The organism is Pseudomonas sp. SWI36, assembly GCF_002948105.1.
GTDB classification, from domain to species: Bacteria; Pseudomonadota; Gammaproteobacteria; order Pseudomonadales; family Pseudomonadaceae; genus Aquipseudomonas; species Aquipseudomonas alloputida.
Window position 1 is genome coordinate 528,529 of sequence record NZ_CP026675.1, and the last position, 18,705, is coordinate 547,233.

Here is an 18,705-nt window from a genome sequence, read left to right on the forward strand (position 1 = left end):
TCCTCACTAGGAAATCAGTTTTTCAAGATCATCGGCAGTTAGACGATTGAGGTCCTCCAAGGATTTAGCCAAAACATCGTGCAGTGGATCGAGCGCGGGCTGCAGGGCCTGCAAGGCCTCGCAGAAGTCCGCCAGGTCGCGGGCCAGGAACAGCGTCTTGACCGGCACTTCATGGCCCAGCGCTTCGCGCAGGCGCAGCACTACCTGGGTGGCCAGCAACGAATGGCCGCCAAGCTCGAAGAAGTTGTCGCTCAAGCCTACTTGCTCCAGCTCCAGCACCTGAGCCCAGATGCCTGCCACCTGCTGTTCCAGTTCAGTGACTGGCGCCACATAAGCCTGTTGCAGCAGGCTGGCATCCGCCGCCGGCAAGGCACGGCGGTCGAGCTTGCCGTTGGCGGTCAGCGGCATGCGCTCGAGCAGCAGCAGGTGCGCCGGCACCATGTACTCCGGCAGGTCTTCGCGCAGTGCGGCCTTGACCGCCTCACGCCAGATCGCCTGGTCCGCCACCGCTTGCCCGGCCACCAGGTAACCGACCAGCTGGGTGCCACTCGCCCCCTCCTGGGCCAGCACCACGGCCTCGCGCACCTGGGGCAGCGCCTGCAGCCGCGCCTGGATCTCGCCCAGCTCGATGCGGAAGCCACGGATCTTCACCTGATGGTCCATCCGCCCGACGTACTCGATCACCCCATCGGCGCGCCAGCGTGCCAGGTCGCCGCTGCGGTACAGCCGCGCCCCGCTCTCGCCGAACGGGTCGGGAATGAAGCGCGTGGCGCTGAGGTCGGCGCGCTTGAGGTAGCCACGGGCCAGGCCCTGGCGACCGACGTACAGCTCGCCGACACAGCCGGCGGCCACCGGGTTGAGGTCGCTGTCGAGCACGTACAGGCTCTGGTCCGGGATCGGCACACCAATCGGGCTCGACGCGCTCTGCGCCAGGTCAGCCAGCGACAATGGACGGTAGGTCACGTGCACCGTGGTTTCGGTGATGCCGTACATGTTGACCAGTTGCGGGGCACGATCGCCGAAGCGCTCGAACCACGGACGCAGGCTGCCGACCTCCAGCGCCTCGCCGCCGAACACCACGTAGCGCAGCTGCTGGTCGCTGCGCTGGCCTTCAGCGCAGGCCACCTGCATCAGCTGGCGGAACGCCGACGGCGTCTGGTTGAGCACGGTCACCCGCTGCTCGCACAGCAGTTGGTAGAAGGCCTCCGGCGAACGGCTGACATCCTGCGGCACGATCACCAGGCGACCACCATGCAGCAAGGCGCCGAACAGCTCCCATACCGAGAAGTCGAAGGCATAGGAGTGGAACAGCGTCCAGCAGTCCTGCGGGCCGAAGCCGAACCAGTCGTCCGTGGCCTCGAACAGGCGCAGCACGTTGCGGTGCGGCAGCAAGGTGCCCTTCGGCTTGCCGGTGGAGCCGGAGGTGTAGATGACATAGGCCAGGTTATCCAGGTCCACCGCAACGTTCGGGTTGACCTCGGCGAAGTCAGCGTAGTCGGCGTAGTCGGCGGCCAGGTCCAGCACCTGCACGTTCGCCGCCAGGCTCAGCCCGAGGTCGCCCTGGCCGAGCAGCAACTGCAGGCCGCTGTCCTCGATCATGTAGTGCAGGCGATCCAGCGGATAGGCCGGGTCCAGCGGCACGTAGGCACCACCGGCCTTGAGGATGGCCAGCAGGCCGACCACCATCTCCAGCGAACGCGGCGCGGCCAGGCCCACCAGCACGTCCGGGCCGACGCCTCGGGCGATCAGCGCGTGGGCGATCCGGTTGGCCCGGCGGTTCAGCTCGGCGTAGCTCAACTGTTCGCCTTCGCAGACCAGCGCCGGCGCCTGCGGCGCGCGAGCCGCCTGGGCTTCGATCAGGCGATGCAGCGGCTGGCTCGGCGCGAACGTGGCCGGGGCGGTATTCCAGGCCTGTACCGCAGCCTGGCGTTGCTCATCATCGAGCAATTGCAAGGTCTCGACAGGCGCCTCAGCGCCCTGTTCGAGCATCTGCAGCAGCAAGTGACGCAGTTGCTGGCCGATCTGCTCGATGATCGCCGCGCTGAACGCCTGCCGGTCATAGCTGCAGCGCAGTGACAGGCTGTCCTCCAGGCCGACCGCCAGGGTCAGCGGATAGTTGCTCTGCTCCTGTGTGCGCACCGGGCCAAAGTGCAGCCCCGAGGGCGAACCACGCTCCAGGGCCTCGGCCACCGGGTAGTTTTCGAACACCAGCAGACTGTCGAACAGCGCGTCACCGCCCTGCCCGGCCCAGCGTTGGATGTCGAACAGTGGCGTGTGCTCCTGTTCGCGGATGCGCAGGTTGAGCGCCTGCAGATCGTCCAGCCAGTCGCCAAGCGCCTGCCCGGCGGTGCACGGCACGATCACCGGCAAGGTGTTGATGAACAGGCCGATCTGCTGCTCGATACCGGCCAGCTCGGCCGGTCGCCCGGCCACGGTGGCGCCGAACGACACGCAGTCCTGGCCGACACGACGCTGCAGCAACAAGGCCCAGGCACCCTGCACCAAGGTGTTGACGGTGACCTTGCGCTCACGGGCGAAGCGGCCCAGGCGCGCGGTGGTCTGCGCATCGATCGACAGGCTGTGCTCGTCGTAGCCATCGACACCGACATGTTGACAGGTGCTGGCCAGGCGAGTGGGCTCTTCCAGTGCGGCCAGTTGCTCGCGCCAGAAAGCTTCGCTCTGCGCTCGGTCCTGACGCTGCAGCCAGCCAATGTAGTCGCCGAAGCGGCCCGCCGCCTGCGTGGGCCGCTCGCCACAGTAGCGTTGCAGCACTTCACCCAGCAGTTGCGCATTGCTCCAGCCGTCCATGAGGATGTGATGGCTGGTGTAGATCAGTGCATGGCGGTCATCTTCCAGGCGTACCAGCACCAGGCGCAGCAATGGCGCCTGCAGCACATCGAAGCCGCGCCCACGTTCTTCGGCGGCCAGTGTCGGGAGCGCCAGCGCAAGGTCATCACGACCGCGCCAGTCCAGCTCGCTGAACGGCACACGGGCCTCGCGCAGCACTACCTGCACCGGTTGGGCCTGGTCGGCGGACCAGACGAAGGCACAACGCAGACTGTCATGGGCCTGGAGCACAGCGTTCCAAGCCGCCTCGAAGCGTGCCACATCCAGACCTGCGACCTCGACCTGCATCTGATTGATGTAGTCGCCGTCGCTCTCGCCGAACGTGGAATGGAACAGCATGCCCTGCTGCATCGGCGACAGTGGGTAGATGTCTTCGACCTCGGCCACCGCCACCGGCAGTGCGTCGAGTTGCGCCTGGCTCAGGCCCGCCAGCGGGAAGTCCGACGGCGTCAGCCCTTGCGGCGCCTGGCAGTGCTCGACCAGCGCCGCCAGCTCCGCCTCGTAGGCCCGCGCCAGCCGCTCGATGGTCGCGCGGGCGAACATCTGCCCGCTGAAGCTGAACGCCAGGCTCAGCTCGCCGCCATACACCTGGCCATTGAGCACCAGCCAGTTGCCCAGCGGCGCCAGCGGGCTCTGCTCCTCACCTGCGCTTTCGGCAGCGGGCACGAACAGCGCCCGCTCATCGAACTGGCCATCCAGCTGGCCCAAGTAGTTGAAGGTGATGCGCGGCACCGGCAGCCCGGCCAGGCTCGCGCGCGCAGCCTCGTCGCCCAGGTAGCGCAAAGCGCCGAAACCGATGCCCTTGTGCGGCACGCCGCGCAGCTGTTCCTTGACCTGCTTGATCGAGGCGCCCAGCTCGGCGGCCGGGGTCAGGCGCACCGGGTAGGCGCTGGTGAACCAGCCCACCGTACGGCTCAGGTCGATGTCGTCGAACAGGTCTTCGCGGCCATGGCCTTCCAGCTCCACCAGCGCCGAATCGGCGCCGCTCCAGCGGCACACCACCCGGGCCAAGGCGGTCAGCAGCAGGTCGTTGACCTGGGTGCGGTAGGCCGCCGGGGCCTGTTGCAGCAAGCGTCGGGTCAGCTCGGCATCCAGGCGTGCCTGCACGCTCTGGCGGTGACGGTTCTGCAGGCTGGCGCCCAGCTCGGCCTCGGGCAGGTCCAGCGGCGCACCGGCCAGTTGCCCTTGCCAGTAGGCCAGCTCGCTGTCCAGGCTTGCGGCATGCTGCTGCAGGCGTTCGCCCCAGGTCTTGAAGGCGCTGGTCTTGGCCGGCAGTTTCGGCGTGCTGCCCGCCAGGGCCTGGCGGTAGGCATCGTGCAGGTCTTCCAGCAGCACGCGCCAGGACACGCCATCGACCACCAGGTGGTGGATCACCAGCAGCAGGCGCTGGCCACCGTCGGCCAGGTCGATCAGCACCGCACGCAGCAGCGGGCCCTGGGCCAGGTCCAGGCTACGCTGGGCCTCTTCGCAGGTCGCCTCGATTTCCTCGGCGCTGCGCAGCGCGGCACGCCATAGCAACGGCTGGGCCGGTTGCAGCGGACCGTGTTCGGCGCTGCCGTCGGCAAAGCGCAGGCGCAGGGCGTCGTGCTGGGCGTACAGTGCCAGCAGCGCCTGCTCCAATGCGCTGGCATCCACCGTTTCGGTGCCGCGCAGCAACAGCGACTGGTTCCAGTGCTGCGGCTCGCTCATGCGCTGGTCGAAGAACCATTGCTGGAACGGCAGCAATGGCATGCCCCCGAGCAGCGGACCTTGCTCGGCCTTCACCGCTCCCTCGCCTTCGCGCAGCACCGCTGCCAGGCCGCGCACGGTCTGGTGCTGGAACAGCTCCTTGGGCGTGAAGTGCAGGCCCTGCTGGCGCGCACGTCCGACGACCTGAATCGAGACGATGGAATCGCCCCCAAGCTCGAAGAAGTTGTCGTTCACCCCGACCCGCTCAAGGCGCAACACATCGGCCCAGACTGCGGCCAGACGGTGCTCCCGCGCATTGGCCGGTGCCTCATAGACCTTTTGCACAAGGGCAGCATCCACGGCAGGCAAGGCCTTGCGGTCGAGCTTGCCATTGGGCGACAGCGGCAGGCTGTCCAGTGCCAGCCACTGGTTCGGCACCATGTAGTCCGGCAGGCCACGGCGCAGATGCTCGGCCAGTTGTGCCTGCCAATCGCCGGTTTCGCCGGTCAGCACCACATAACCGACCAGCTGCTTGCCGTCCGGTACCGTCACCACGGCTTCACGCACCAGGTCGTGTTCCAGCAGGCGCGCCTCGATCTCACCCAGTTCGATGCGCAGGCCACGTAGCTTGACCTGGTGGTCGATACGCCCGGCGTACTCGATCACCCCATCCGCGCGGTAGCGCGCCAGGTCGCCGGTGCGGTAGATGCGCTCGCCATTGCCGTATGGGCTCACGGCGAAACGCTCGGCGGTCAGCCCCGGGCGGCGGTGGTAGCCGCGCGCCAGGCCTGCGCCGGCCAGGTACAGCTCGCCCAGCACGCCCACCGGCACCGGTTGCAGCTCGGCGTCGAGGATGTAGCAGGCCAGGTTGGCGATCGGCTCGCCGATCGGCACGCTGTCGCGCCCTTCCTCGCGGCAGGTCCAGTGGGTCACGTCGATGGCCGCCTCGGTCGGGCCGTACAGGTTGTACAGGCCGGCCTTCGGCAGCTTGGCGAACACCTGCTGCTGGGCATCGGCCGGCAGCGCTTCGCCACTGCAGACGATGCGCGCAAGGCTGGTGCAGCGCGGCACGCCGCTGTCTTGCAGGAACGCCTGGAGCATCGACGGCACGAAGTGCAGCGTGGTGATGTTTTCGCCGGTGATCAGCTCCACCAGACGGGCCGGGTCACGATGCTCACCCGGCGCGGCAACCACCAGTCGCGCACCGGTCATCAAGGGCCAGAAGAACTCCCACACCGACACGTCGAAGCTGAACGGCGTTTTCTGCAACACGCTGTCGCGGGCATCCAGTCGATAGGCCTGCTGCATCCAGCACAGTCGGTTGACCAGGGCCGAATGGCGGTTGCCCGCGCCTTTCGGCCGGCCTGTGGAGCCGGAGGTGTAGATCACATAGGCCAGGTTTTCAGGGGCCACCACCACGTTCGGGTTGCGCGCGTCATCGGCGCCCGGTTCCAGGTCCAGCGCCAGGGTCTGCACGCCTTCGGCCAGCGGCAGTTGCAGGTGGCTCTGGGTCAGCAGCAGTTGCACGCCGCTGTCCTCGATCATGTAGCGCAGGCGCTCTTCGGGGTATTCCGGGTCCAGCGGCACGTAGGCGCCACCGGCCTTGAGGATGGCCAGCAAACCGACCACCATCTCCACCGAACGCTCCACCGCGATGCCCACCAGCACATCCGCGCCGACACCCAGGGCGATCAGGCGATGGGCCAGGCGGTTGGCGCGGGCGTTGAGCTGGGCGTAGCTCAGGCGCGTCTCGCCGAAGGCCAGCGCCGGGGCATCCGGGGTGCGCTGCACCTGGGCCTCGATCAGTTGCTGGATGCTCTGCTCCAGCGGGTAGTTTTCAGCGGTGGCGTTCCACGTGACCAGGGTGCGCTCGCGCTCGGCGGCCGCCAGCAATGGCAGTTCGGCCACCGGTTGTTGCGGTTGCTCGACGATGCCTTGCAGCAGGTTCAGCCAATGCTCACCCAGGCGTACGATGGTGGCCTGGTCGAACAGGTCAGTGGCGTAGATCAGCGAAGCGCTCAGCCCTTCATCGGTCTCGCAGGTGTCCAGGCTCAGGTCGAACTGCGTGGTGTCGTTGTCCCAGGCCATGGCCTGGACCGCCAAGCCTGGCACGGCGCGTACCGGCGCGAGCGCGGCGGCCTGGTGGTTGAACATCACCTGGAACAACGGGCTGTGGCTGAGGCTGCGGGTCGGTGCCAGCGCATCCACCAGTTGCTCGAACGGCAGGTCCTGGTGCGCCTGGGCGCCCAGCGCAGCCTGACGCACCTGTTGCAGCAGCACGCCGAACGGCTGGCGTGGATCGATATCGGCACGCAGTACCTGGGTGTTGACGAAGAAGCCGATCAGCCCTTCGGTCTCGACCCGGTTGCGGTTGGCCACCGGCACGCCGACGCGGATGTCGCGCTGGCCACTGTAGCGATGCAGCAAGGCCTGGAACGACGCCAGCAGCACCATGAACAGGGTCGCGCCCTGGCGGCGGGCCAACGCCTCGAGACCGTCCTTCAACGCCGGCGGCACGGCCAGGTCGAGCTGGGCGCCGCGATAGCTCTGCTCGGCAGGACGCGGGCGGTCCAGCGGCAAGGCCAGCACATCCTGCTCGCTGCCCAGTTGCCCGACCCAGTAGGCCAGTTGCCGCTCACGCTCGCCAGCCTCCATCCATTCACGCTGCCAACGGGCGTAGTCGGCATATTGCAGCGCCAGGGCAGGCAGTGGGGCGGCATCGCCCTCGCGGTGGCGGGCATAGCCATCGATCAGTTCGCCGACCATCAGCTGCATGGACGCCGCATCCGAGACGATATGGTGCTGAGTCAGCACCAGCACCTGGTCGTCGGCCGCCAGCTCCAGCAGACGGACCCGCAGCAGCGGGCCGCGGGCCAGGTCGAACGGCTGGCGGATCTCCTCAGCGACACGCGCCTGAAGGGTCGCCTCGTCCGCCAGTCGTTCATGGGCGATGACCAGCGCAGCAGAGCGCTCGATCACCTGGACGATGCCCTCGTCGCTTTCGACGAAGCGAGTACGCAGGGCCTCATGACGCTCGACCAGCGCATTGAAGCTGTGTTGCAGCGCCGCACGATCGAGGCTGCCTTTCAGGCGCAGGACCATGGGGATGTGGTAGGCGCTGCTGTGTGGCTCCAGCTGCCAGAGGAACCACTGGCGTTGCTGGGCATAGGACACCGGCAGCGCCGCATCGCGCGGCGTCGGCCGGATGGCCGGAGCCCGCGCCGCCAACGACGGTGCTGGCAGGCTGGCGACGAAGCCCTGCAGGCTGGCCTGCTCGAACAGCGTCTTGAGCGGTGCGTCGATGCCTAGCTCGCGCAGACGCGAGAACACCTGGGTAGCCAACAGCGAATGCCCTCCCAGTTCGAAGAAGTTGTCGCCCAGGCCAACCTGCTCCAAGTGCAGCACCTGCGCCCAGATCGCCGCGACCTGTTGTTCCAGTTCACTCTGCGGCGCCACATAGGCACGCTGCGATTGCGCGGCATCCACGGCAGGCAAGGCCTTGCGGTCGAGCTTGCCATTGGGCGACAGCGGCAGGCTGTCCAGTGCCAGCCACTGGTTCGGCACCATGTAGTCCGGCAGGCCACGGCGCAGATGCTCGGCCAGTTGTGCCTGCCAATCGGCGGCCTCGCCGGTCAGCACCACATAACCGACCAGCTGCTTGCCGTCCGGTACCGTCACCACGGCTTCACGCACCAGGTCGTGTTCCAGCAGGCGCGCCTCGATCTCACCCAGTTCGATGCGCAGACCACGCAGCTTGACCTGGTGGTCGATACGCCCGGCATACTCGATCACCCCGTCCGCGCGGTAGCGCGCCAGGTCGCCGGTGCGGTAGATGCGCTCGCCATTGCCGTATGGGCTCACGGCGAAACGCTCGGCGGTCAGCCCCGGGCGGCGGTGGTAGCCGCGCGCCAGGCCTGCGCCGGCCAGGTACAGCTCGCCCAGCACGCCCACCGGCACCGGTTGCAGCTCGGCGTCGAGGATGTAGCAGGCCAGGTTGGCGATCGGCTCGCCGATCGGCACGCTGTCGCGCCCTTCCTCGCGGCAGGTCCAGTGGGTCACGTCGATGGCCGCCTCGGTCGGGCCGTACAGGTTGTACAGGCCGGCCTTCGGCAGCTTGGCGAACACCTGCTGCTGGGCATCGGCCGGCAGCGCTTCGCCACTGCAGACGATGCGCGCAAGGCTGGTGCAGCGCGGCACGCCGCTGTCTTGCAGGAACGCCTGGAGCATCGACGGCACGAAGTGCAGCGTGGTGATGTTTTCGCCGGTGATCAGCTCGACCAGACGGGCCGGGTCGCGGTGATCACCCGGTGCAGCAACCACCAGTCGCGCACCGGTCATCAAGGGCCAGAAGAACTCCCACACCGACACGTCGAAGCTGAACGGCGTTTTCTGCAACACGCTGTCGCGGGCATCCAGTCGATAGGCCTGCTGCATCCAGCACAGTCGGTTGACCAAGGCCGAATGGCGGTTGCCCGCGCCTTTCGGCCGGCCTGTGGAGCCGGAGGTGTAGATCACATAGGCCAGGTTTTCAGGGGCCACCGCCACGTTCGGGTTGCGCGCGTCATCGGCGCCCGGTTCCAGGTCCAGCGCCAGGGTCTGCACGCCTTCGGCCAGCGGCAGTTGCAGGTGGCTCTGGGTCAGCAGCAGTTGCACGCCGCTGTCCTCGATCATGTAGCGCAGGCGCTCTTCGGGGTATTCCGGGTCCAGCGGCACGTAGGCGCCACCGGCCTTGAGGATGGCCAGCAAACCGACCACCATCTCCACCGAACGCTCCACCGCGATGCCCACCAGCACATCCGCGCCGACACCCAGGGCGATCAGGCGATGGGCCAGGCGGTTGGCGCGGGCGTTGAGCTGGGCGTAGCTCAGGCGCGTCTCGCCGAAGGCCAGCGCCGGGGCATCCGGGGTGCGCTGCACCTGGGCTTCGATCAGTTGCTGGATGCTCTGCTCCAGCGGGTAATGTTCAGCGGTGGCGTTCCACGTGACCAGGGTGCGCTCGCGCTCGGCGGCCGCCAGCAATGGCAGTTCGGCCACCGGTTGTTGCGGTTGCTCGACGATGCCTTGCAACAGATTGATGAAGTGGGTCGACAGCCGCTCGATGGTCGAGCGCTCGAACAGGTCGGTGTCGTACGCCAGGGAAACCATCAGCCCCTGCGCGGTCTCGCTGGTATCCAGCACCAGGTCGAACTGCGCCGTGGCACTGTCCCAATGCAGCGGCTCGACACGCAGGTCACCCCAGTTCCGCTCGGCGCGCGCAGCGTACTGGTGGTTGAACAGCACCTGGAACACGGGGCTGTGGCTAAGATTGCGTTCCGGTGCCAGGGCCTCGACCAGTTGCTCGAACGGCAGGTCCTGGTGGGCCTGGGCCTGCAGCGCCGCCTGCCGGGTCTGGCGCAACAGGACGTCAAAGCCCTGCCCGCCATCGACCTGGGCACGCATCACCTGGGTATTGACGAAGAAACCGATCAGCCGCTCGGTTTCAGCCCGAGTGCGGTTGGCCACCGGTATGCCGACGCGGATGTCGGCCTGGCCGCTGTAGCGGTGCAGCAAGGCCTGGAACGCTGCCAGCAGCAACATGAACAAGGAAGCATCCTGAGTCTTGGCCAACTGTTGCAGGCCATGGCTCAGTTCAGCCTCGAGCGGGAAGTCCAGGCGGGCACCACGCAGGCGCCGTTGAGCCGGGCGTGGCCGGTCGAACGGCAGCTCGAGCACGACCTGCTCACCGCCCAGCTGCGCCATCCAGTAATCGAGCTGGCGCGCACGCTCGCCACCGTCTAGCCACTGGCGCTGCCAGGCCGCGTAGTCGGCGTACTGCACAGGCAACGGCGCACTGTGTTCGCCGTGGTAGCCCTGCAGCAGCTCTTCGACCAACACCTCCAGGGAGGCGCCGTCGGAAACGATATGATGCTGGACGATGACCAGCACATGATCCTGCTCGCCCATGGCCAGCAACTTGACCCGCAGCAACGGCCCTCGCACCAGGTCGAATGGCGCCCGCACCTGGGCATCGACCCAAGCCGCCAGCGCCACATCGTCCAGCTCGCCTGGGTGCTCGATCACGATTGGCAGCGCCAGGTGCGGATGAATATGCTGTCGCAGTATCCCCGTGGTGTCATCGAAGGTGGTGCGCAATGGTTCGTGACGGGCGATGACCCGGTCGAATGCCGACTGCAACGCCGACAACTCGAGCGGCCCCCGCACACGCAACGCCGCTGGAACGTTGTAGGCGGCGCTCTGTGGGTCCAGCCGCCAGAGGAACCACTGGCGCTCCTGGGCATAGGACACGGCCATCGCAGGCGTGCGCGGCAATACCGCAATCGCCGCTGCCGCCCCCTGGCCCAGCTCGGCGCAACGGTCGGCGAAGGCCCCCAGGGTCGGCTGCTCGAACAACTGCCGCAGGGGCACTTCGAGCCCGAGCCCTTGGCGAATGCGCGCGATGACCTCGGTCGCCAGCAACGAGTGGCCACCAAGGCTGAAGAAACTGTCGGCAAGGCCGACGCGCTCGACCTGCAAGGCCTGCGCCCAGATCGTCGCCAGTTGTGCTTGCAACGGCGTGCGCGGCGCTTCGTAGACCTGCTGGGCGGCACTGAAGTCCGGCGCCGGCAACGCCGCGCGGTCGAGCTTGCCGTTGTTGTTCAACGGCAGTCGTTCCAGCACCAGCAGGTGGGCGGGGATCATGTAGTCAGGCAGCGCCTGGCCCAAGGCAGCCCGTACGCCCTGTAGCCAGTCAACGGACGGCGTGGCCTGAGCAGCGACCAGGTAGGCCACCAGTTGGGGCCCGGTCGGCCCGGCGAGGGCCAGCACCGCCGCCTCGCGCACCGACGCCAGCCCTTGCAGGCAGGCCTCGATCTCGCCCATCTCGATACGCATGCCGCGAATCTTCACCTGATGATCGATACGCCCTACGTACTCCAGTACCCCGGCCTGGGTATAACGCGCCAGGTCGCCGCTACGGTACAGGCGTGCGCCAGGCTGTTCGGCGAAGGGATCCGGCAGGAAACGCTCGGCGGTCAACCCCGGGCGGTCGAAGTATTGCTGCGCCAGGCAGTTCGGCGCACCGATGCACAGCTCGCCGACGCCATCGCTGGGCAACAGTTGGCCGGCACTGTCCAGCACATACAGCGAGCGGCCGGCGATGGCTTGGCCGATCGGCACGCCATACGCGTCCTGCGCATCTTCGAGGCGGCAGTCATGCACGCTGGAGACCACCGTCGCCTCGGTCGGGCCATAGGTGTTGACCAGGCTGATCCCGCCCAGCCCCGCCGCATGCCACAGGCGCAACCCTTCCACCGACATGGCCTCGCCGCCCACGTGCACCTGACGCAGCTTGCCCAGGCCGTGGCCTGGCCGCGCCGCGCAAGTCTTGGCCAGCATGTGCCAGTAGGCGGCCGGCAGGTCGGCCAGGGTCACGCCCTGCTCGACAATCAACCGCGCCAGCTGATCGGCGTCCCACAGTTCCTCGCCACGCATGATCAGCGCGGCGCCGACGCACAGTGGCGGATAGCACTGCTCGACGAAGCCGTCGAAACTGAAAGTGGCGAACTGCAGCACCCGGTCGTCGCGCTCAAGGCGGGAGTAGCCGGTAGCGCTGTAGCTGAACTCGCGCAGTGCCGCATGACTGATCGCCACCCCCTTCGGGCGCCCGGTGGAACCGGAGGTGTAGATGACATAGGCGAGCTGCTCGGCGGCGACCTGCACATCCGGGTCGTGGTCGCCACACTGCGCGACCTGCTCGCCCAACATCCCCAGCTCCAGGCGGCGCAGCCCCGCCGGCAGCGCCAACTCGACCAGCAGGCCGTCGTCGCACAACAACAGGTCCAGACGGCTGTCCTCGACCATGTAGGCCAGCCGTTCATGCGGATACTGCGGATCTAGCGGCACATAGGTCGCGCCGCTCTTGAGCACGGCAAGCAGGCTGACGATCAGCTGCGGGCCACGGCGCAGGGCCAGGCCGACACGCTGGCCAGGGCGTACACCCTCGGCGATCAGTGCATGCGCCAGGCGATTGGCCTGGCCATCGAGCTGGCCATAGCTCAGGCGCAGCTCGCCACATTGCAAGGCCAAGGCCTGTGGCTGGCGCGCGGCCTGTGCCGCGATACGCTGGTGAACCAGTTCCTGGCTCGGCAACGCCAGTGCGCGGCCTTGGCTGAAGCCAAGCACCTCGGCCTGCCCCTGATCGTCGAGCAGGCCCAGCGCGCCTACCGGCGCCGCCGGCGTGGCGACCATCTGCGCCAGCACCTGACGTAGCCCGGCGCACAGCTGACCCACCTGCTCTGCCGCGAACAGCGCAGGGTCGTAGCCGAACGCCAGGCTCACCCCATCACCGAGCTCGATGCCGATGGTCAGCGGGTAGTGGGTGCGCTCGTGATTGCTCACCGCGCCGAAACGCAGGCCGGCAGGCGCGCCCTGGCGCAGCGCCTCGGCCACCGGGAAGTTCTCGAACACCAGCAGGCTGTCGAACAGCGCCGCGCCCTGCTGGCCAGCCCACCCCTGGATGGCATACAGCGGCACATGCTCGAATTCACGCAGGCCCAGGTTGAAGTCCTGCACGTCGGCCAGGTAACCGGCCACCTGGCGATCAGGCGCGGCATCGATCAGCACCGGCAAGGTATTGATGAACAACCCGAGCTGGTCGTCGATGCCCGGCAATGGCGCCGAGCGTCCGGACACCGTGGCGCCGAAGGCCACGCAGGCTTGCCCGGTCAGGCGCTGTAGCAACAGCCCCCAGGCCGCCTGGAACAGCGTGTTCAAGGTCACCTTGTGCTGACGGGCAAAACGCTCCAGTTCGGCGGTCTGCGCGGCGTCGAGGCGGGCGAGGTACTCACCCTCGCCTTGCGCGTCGGCGGGGCGACGCAGGGCCTGGGCGAGCAGCGTCGGCGCCTGCAAGGCGCCGAGACGGGCTTTCCAGAAACGCTCGCCGGCACTGGCGTCCTGGCGTTGCAGCCACGCCAGGTAATCATGGAAACGGCCGGCCGGCGCTGACGTGCGCTCGCCGACGTAGTGCTGGATCACCTGGGCCAGTAGCTGGGCATTGCTCCAGCCATCCAGGAGGATGTGATGGCAGGTGTAGACCAGGTGCCAGTCGTCGGCCCCGGTACGCACCAGCAGCAGCCTGAACAAGGGTGCGCGGGACAGGTCGAAACCCGCTTCGTGCTCGGCCCGAGCCAGTGCATCGAGGTCTGCCGCAGGTTCGTCGACGATGCGCAGCGGCAGTGGCAACTGACGCTGGACGATCTGGTGGGCACTGTCCAGGCCCTGCCAGTGAATGCTGCTGCGCAGGATCTCGTGACGCGCCAGGGCCGCCTGCCAGGCCTCGCCGAAGCGTTCCAGGTCCAGGCCGCCGATATCCAGGCGCAACTGGTTGATGTAGGCGCCGCCCTGGGTTTCATACAGCGAGTGGAAGAACATGCCCTGCTGCATGGGCGACAACGGGTAGAGGTCTTCGATCTCGTGGCCGGGCACCGGCAATGCATCCAGTTGCGCCTGAGTAATGCGCGCCAACGGGAAGTCCGACGGCGACGGTTGCCCGGCAGGCACGCCCAGGCAGTGCTCGATGAGCGCCTCCAGCTCCTGGTCATAGGCCGTGGCCAGCGCCTGGATCGTGTCGGTGTCGAACATCGCCAGGCTGAAGCCCCATTGCAGCGACAGCTCGCCGTTGTAGACCTGTCCTTCCAGGGTCAGCCAGTTGGCCAGCGGCGCGTCCGGGTCCTGGCCGTCGCCACCGCGCTCGGTGGCCGGCGCCAGCAAGGCCTGGGCATCGAACTGGCTGTCGAACTGGCCCAGATAGTTGAAGGTGATGCGCGGCGCGTCGAGCGTCGCCAGGGCCTCCCGCACCGAGGCGTCACCCAGGTAACGCAGTACGCCGTAGCCCATGCCTTTGTCCGGCACCGCGCGCAGCTGTTCCTTGATGGCCTTGATCGAGTCGCCATGATCGGCGCGTGGGGCCAGGCGCAGTGGATAGAGGCTGGTGAACCAGCCGACGCTGCGGGTCAGGTCGATGCCGTCGAACAGCTCTTCGCGGCCATGCCCCTCCAGCTGCACCAGCGCCGCCTGGCTGCCGCTCCATTGGCAGATGACACGTGCCAGGGCGGTCAGCAGCAGGTCGTTGACCTGGGTGCGATAGGCTGCGGGCGCGACCTGCAGCAACTGACGGGTGCGCTCGCGGGACAGACGCGACGCCAGTTTGGCCCCATGGCGGTTGCTCACCGGCGCGTCCGGCCTGTCGCACGGCAGTGCGCCATCGCCGCGCTGCGCTTGCCAGTAGGGCAATTGTCCGAGGAACGCCGGCACCTGCTCGTGCAGTTGCGCAGACCAGGCCTGGTAGCTGCTGGTGCGCGGCGCCAGCGACAGCGGCTGCCCGGCCAGGCGCTGGGCATAAGCCTGCTCCAGGTCCTCCAGGAGAATACGCCAGGACACGCCGTCGACCACCAGGTGGTGGATGACCAGCAACAGGCGCTGCTCGCCTTGCGGCAAGTCGACCAGCATGGCGCGCAACAGCGGTCCACTGCCCAGGTCGAGGCTGCGCTGGGCATCGTCGCAGAGCGTCGTCAGCGCCTGGGCATCCGCAGCCTGGCGCTGCCACAGCTCGACCTGCGCGACCGGCGCGCCATAGTGCTGCCGCCAGCCTTCGGCGGCGGGCTCGAAGCGCAGCCGCAGGGCGTCATGGTGGTTGACCACATCGCCCAAGGCATCGACCAGCGCCTGGGCCTGCAACGGTTGCCGGGCGCCGAGCAGCAATGATTGATTCCAGTGCTGGCGGACCGCAATGGCCTGTTCGAAGAAATGTCGCTGCACAGGGCTAAGCGCCACCTCGCCGGTGGCCGGCGCCTGCTCAACCGTCAACGATGGCTGGCGTCCGACCGCGCCGGCCAGGCCGCGCACGGTCTGGAACTGGAACAGGTCGCGCGGGCTGAACTGCAGGCCCTGGCGTCGAGCGCGGCCAACCACCTGGATGGCGATGATCGAATCGCCGCCCAGCTCGAAGAAGTTGTCGTCCAGACCGACCTCGGCCACGCCCAGCACCTCGCTCCAGACCTGCGCCAGGGTACGCTGCACATCGGTTTGCGGCGCCACGTAGGCGCCGCGCGGAGCGGCATCCGGTTGCGGCAGGGCCTTGCGGTCAAGCTTGCCGTTGGGGGTCAGCGGGAAGTGCTCCAGCGGCATCAGGTGGCTGGGCACCATGAATTCCGGTAGTGCCTGCAGCAGCCAGTCCTTGAGCCCTTGCTGCCAGCCGTCTGGCGTTTCATCGAGCACCAGGTAGGCCACCAGTTGCTTGCCGTCCAGCGCCAACACCACGGCCTCGCGCACCCAGGCATGCTGGGCCAGGCGCGCCTCGATCTCGCCCAGTTCGATGCGCAGGCCACGGATTTTCACTTGATGATCGAAACGCCCCAAGTACTCGATCACGCCATCCACACGCTGGCGAACCCGGTCGCCGGTACGGTACAGACGCTGTCCGACAACGAAGGGGTCGGCAACGAAGCGCTCGGCGGTCAACCCCGGACGCCGGTGGTAACCACGGGCCAGGCCAATGCCACCCAGATAGAGTTCGCCGGCAACGCCCGGCGCCACCGGCTCGAGGCCAGCATCGAGCACATAGGTGCGGATGTTGGCGATGGGCTGGCCGATGGGCACGCTGTCGCGGCCTTCGTCGATGCAGGTCCAGTGCGTGACGTCGATAGCCGCCTCGGTGGGGCCGTAGAGGTTGTACAGCGCCGCCGCCGGCAGCTTGCCGAACACCTGCAGCTGCGCATCCACCGGCAATGCCTCGCCGCTGCAGACGATGCGGCGCAGGCTGTCGCAGGTCTCGACACCGGGCTCGTGGATGAAGGCCTGGAGCATCGAGGGCACGAAATGCAGGGTGCTGACCTGATGGCGACGAATGGTCTCGATCAGGCGCGTCGGATCCCGGTGGTCACCGGGTGCGGCCACGGCCAGCCGAGCACCGGTCATCAGCGGCCAGAAGAACTCCCAGACCGAGACGTCGAAGCTGAACGGGGTCTTCTGCAGCACCGTGTCACCGGCGCCCAGGCCATAGGCTTCCTGCATCCAGTGCAGGCGGTTGGCCAGGGCTTCATGGCTGTTGCCGGCGCCTTTCGGCCGGCCGGTAGAGCCGGAGGTATAGATGACATAGGCCAGCTGCCGTGGGTCGTTCGCCACCTGGGGCGGGCTGTCTGGCTGGTCGTCCAGCGTCAGTTGGTCCAGGGCGATGCACTGCACGTCACCGGGCACCGGCAGGCTGCCCTGCAGCGCCTGCTGGGTCAGCAGCAGGCGAATGCCGCTGTCCTCGATCATGTAGGCCAGGCGCTCCTCGGGGTATTCCGGATCCAGCGGCACGTAAGCCGCACCGGCCTTGAGGATCGCCATCAGCCCGACGACCATTTCTACGCTGCGCAGCACGCTGATACCCACCAGGCTGTCGGCTCCGGCGCCTTGCACACGCAGGAAGTGAGCCAGGCGGTTGGCGCGGGCATCGAGCTGCGCATAGCTGAGCGCGGTATCACCGAACACCAGCGCCGGGGCGTCTGGCGCGTGGCGCACCTGATCCTCGAACAGCTGGTGCACGCCGCGCCCGAGCGGATAATCGCGGGCGGTGGCGTTCCAATCCTCCAGCACTGTGCGACGGCTGGCGTCATCGAGCATCGGCAGCTGCCACAGCGCGCTGTGCGGCTGGCTGACCAGGGCCTGCAGCAGGGCCTGCCAGTGTGTCGCCATGCGTTCGATGGTGGCGGCCTGGAACAGGTCGCTGGCGTAGGTGAAGGCGGCGTGCAGGGTGCCACCCTGCTCGTAGGTGTCCAGGCTCAGGTCGAACTGGGTGGTGCGGCTGCGCCATGCCAGGGGCGACAGTTGCAGCCCCGAGGCCAGGGTCACGGTGGCCAGGTCGGCGACTTGCGGCTGGTGGTTGTACATCACCTGGAACAGCGGCGCATGGCTCAGGCTGCGCTCGACCTTGAGCGCCTCGACCAGGCGTTCGAATGGCAGGTCCTGGTGCGCCTGGGCACCGAGTATGACCTGCTTGATGCCTTGCAGGTAGGCCAGCACATCGAGGTGCGCGTCCGGCCGCACACGCAACACCTGGGTGTTGACGAACAAACCGATCAGCCCTTCGACTTCGGCGCGGTTGCGGTTGGCCACCGGGCTGCCGATACGCAGGTCGGGCTGGCCAGTATAGCGTTGCAGGAGCAAGCCGAACGCGCCAAGCATGACCATGAACGGCGTGAGGTTATGCTGGCGGGCGAAGCCGCGCAGCCGCTCGGCCAAGGCCGCATCGACCGCGAACGAGCGGCGCTCGCCGCTGAAACTCGGGGTCGCCGGACGGGCATTATCCAAGGGCAGCTCGAGCACGGGCTGCTCATCGCCCAACTGCGCCTGCCAGTACGCCAGCTGCCGTGCCAGTTCGCCGGCTTCCAGCCAGCGGCGCTGCCACAGGGCATAGTCGACGTACTGGATCGGCAGGTCCGGCAGTTGCGGCGCATGGCCAGCGGCGAAGGCGTCGTAGCAGCGGCTGAACTCGTCGATCAGCACGTTCATCGACCAACCGTCGGAAACAATGTGATGCAGGGTCAACAGCAGCACATGTTCCTGCTCGGCCAGGCGCAGCAGACGCACGCGCAGCAGCGGCCCTTGCGCCAGGTCGAATGGACGCAATGACTCGGCCTCGGCTTCTGCACGCACCTGCGCTTCGCACTCGTCCTCATCCCACTGACGCAGGTCGACACGCTCGATCAAGGCCTCGCCGACCGGGCGATGGACCTGGAGCAGACTGTCGTCAGGCTGGACCTCGAATACTGTGGTCAGGCTCTGGTGACGCGCCAGCAGGCTGGCGAACGCCTGCTCCAGCGCGGACTCGTCCAGTTGCCCGGTCAGACGCACCGCGCCTGGCAGGTTGTAGGCGCCGCCCTGGGGGTCCATCTGCCAAAGTACCCACATGCGCTGCTGGGCATAGGACAACCCTTGGCGGTCCGGCGCCTGGACCCCGGCCGGAATGGGGAACTGGGAAAAGTCGATGCCCTCCCTGGCCAGGGTCTCGAGGAACACGCCGCGTTTCTCCTGCGGCAGTTCAATGAAACGGCGGGCCAGTAGCAGGGACTTTTCGGCATTCATCAGATTGCTTCCGTACGAGTGAGGTATCGGGCGGGGCCCGGCTATCCCTACGAAACGGATACAACCTGAAAAAAATTAATGCCACCG

Annotated in this window: 1 protein-coding gene; it reads right to left on the minus strand. The window is 67.5% G+C overall.

What is annotated here, in order from left to right; translation table 11 throughout:
• Positions 1 to 6: 6 nt before the first annotated feature.
• A complete protein-coding gene (locus tag C4Q27_RS02605) occupies positions 7 to 18,618 on the minus strand; it encodes a non-ribosomal peptide synthase/polyketide synthase (RefSeq protein WP_104886413.1) in 18,612 nt (6,203 codons plus the stop codon).
• Positions 18,619 to 18,705: the final 87 nt, after the last annotated feature.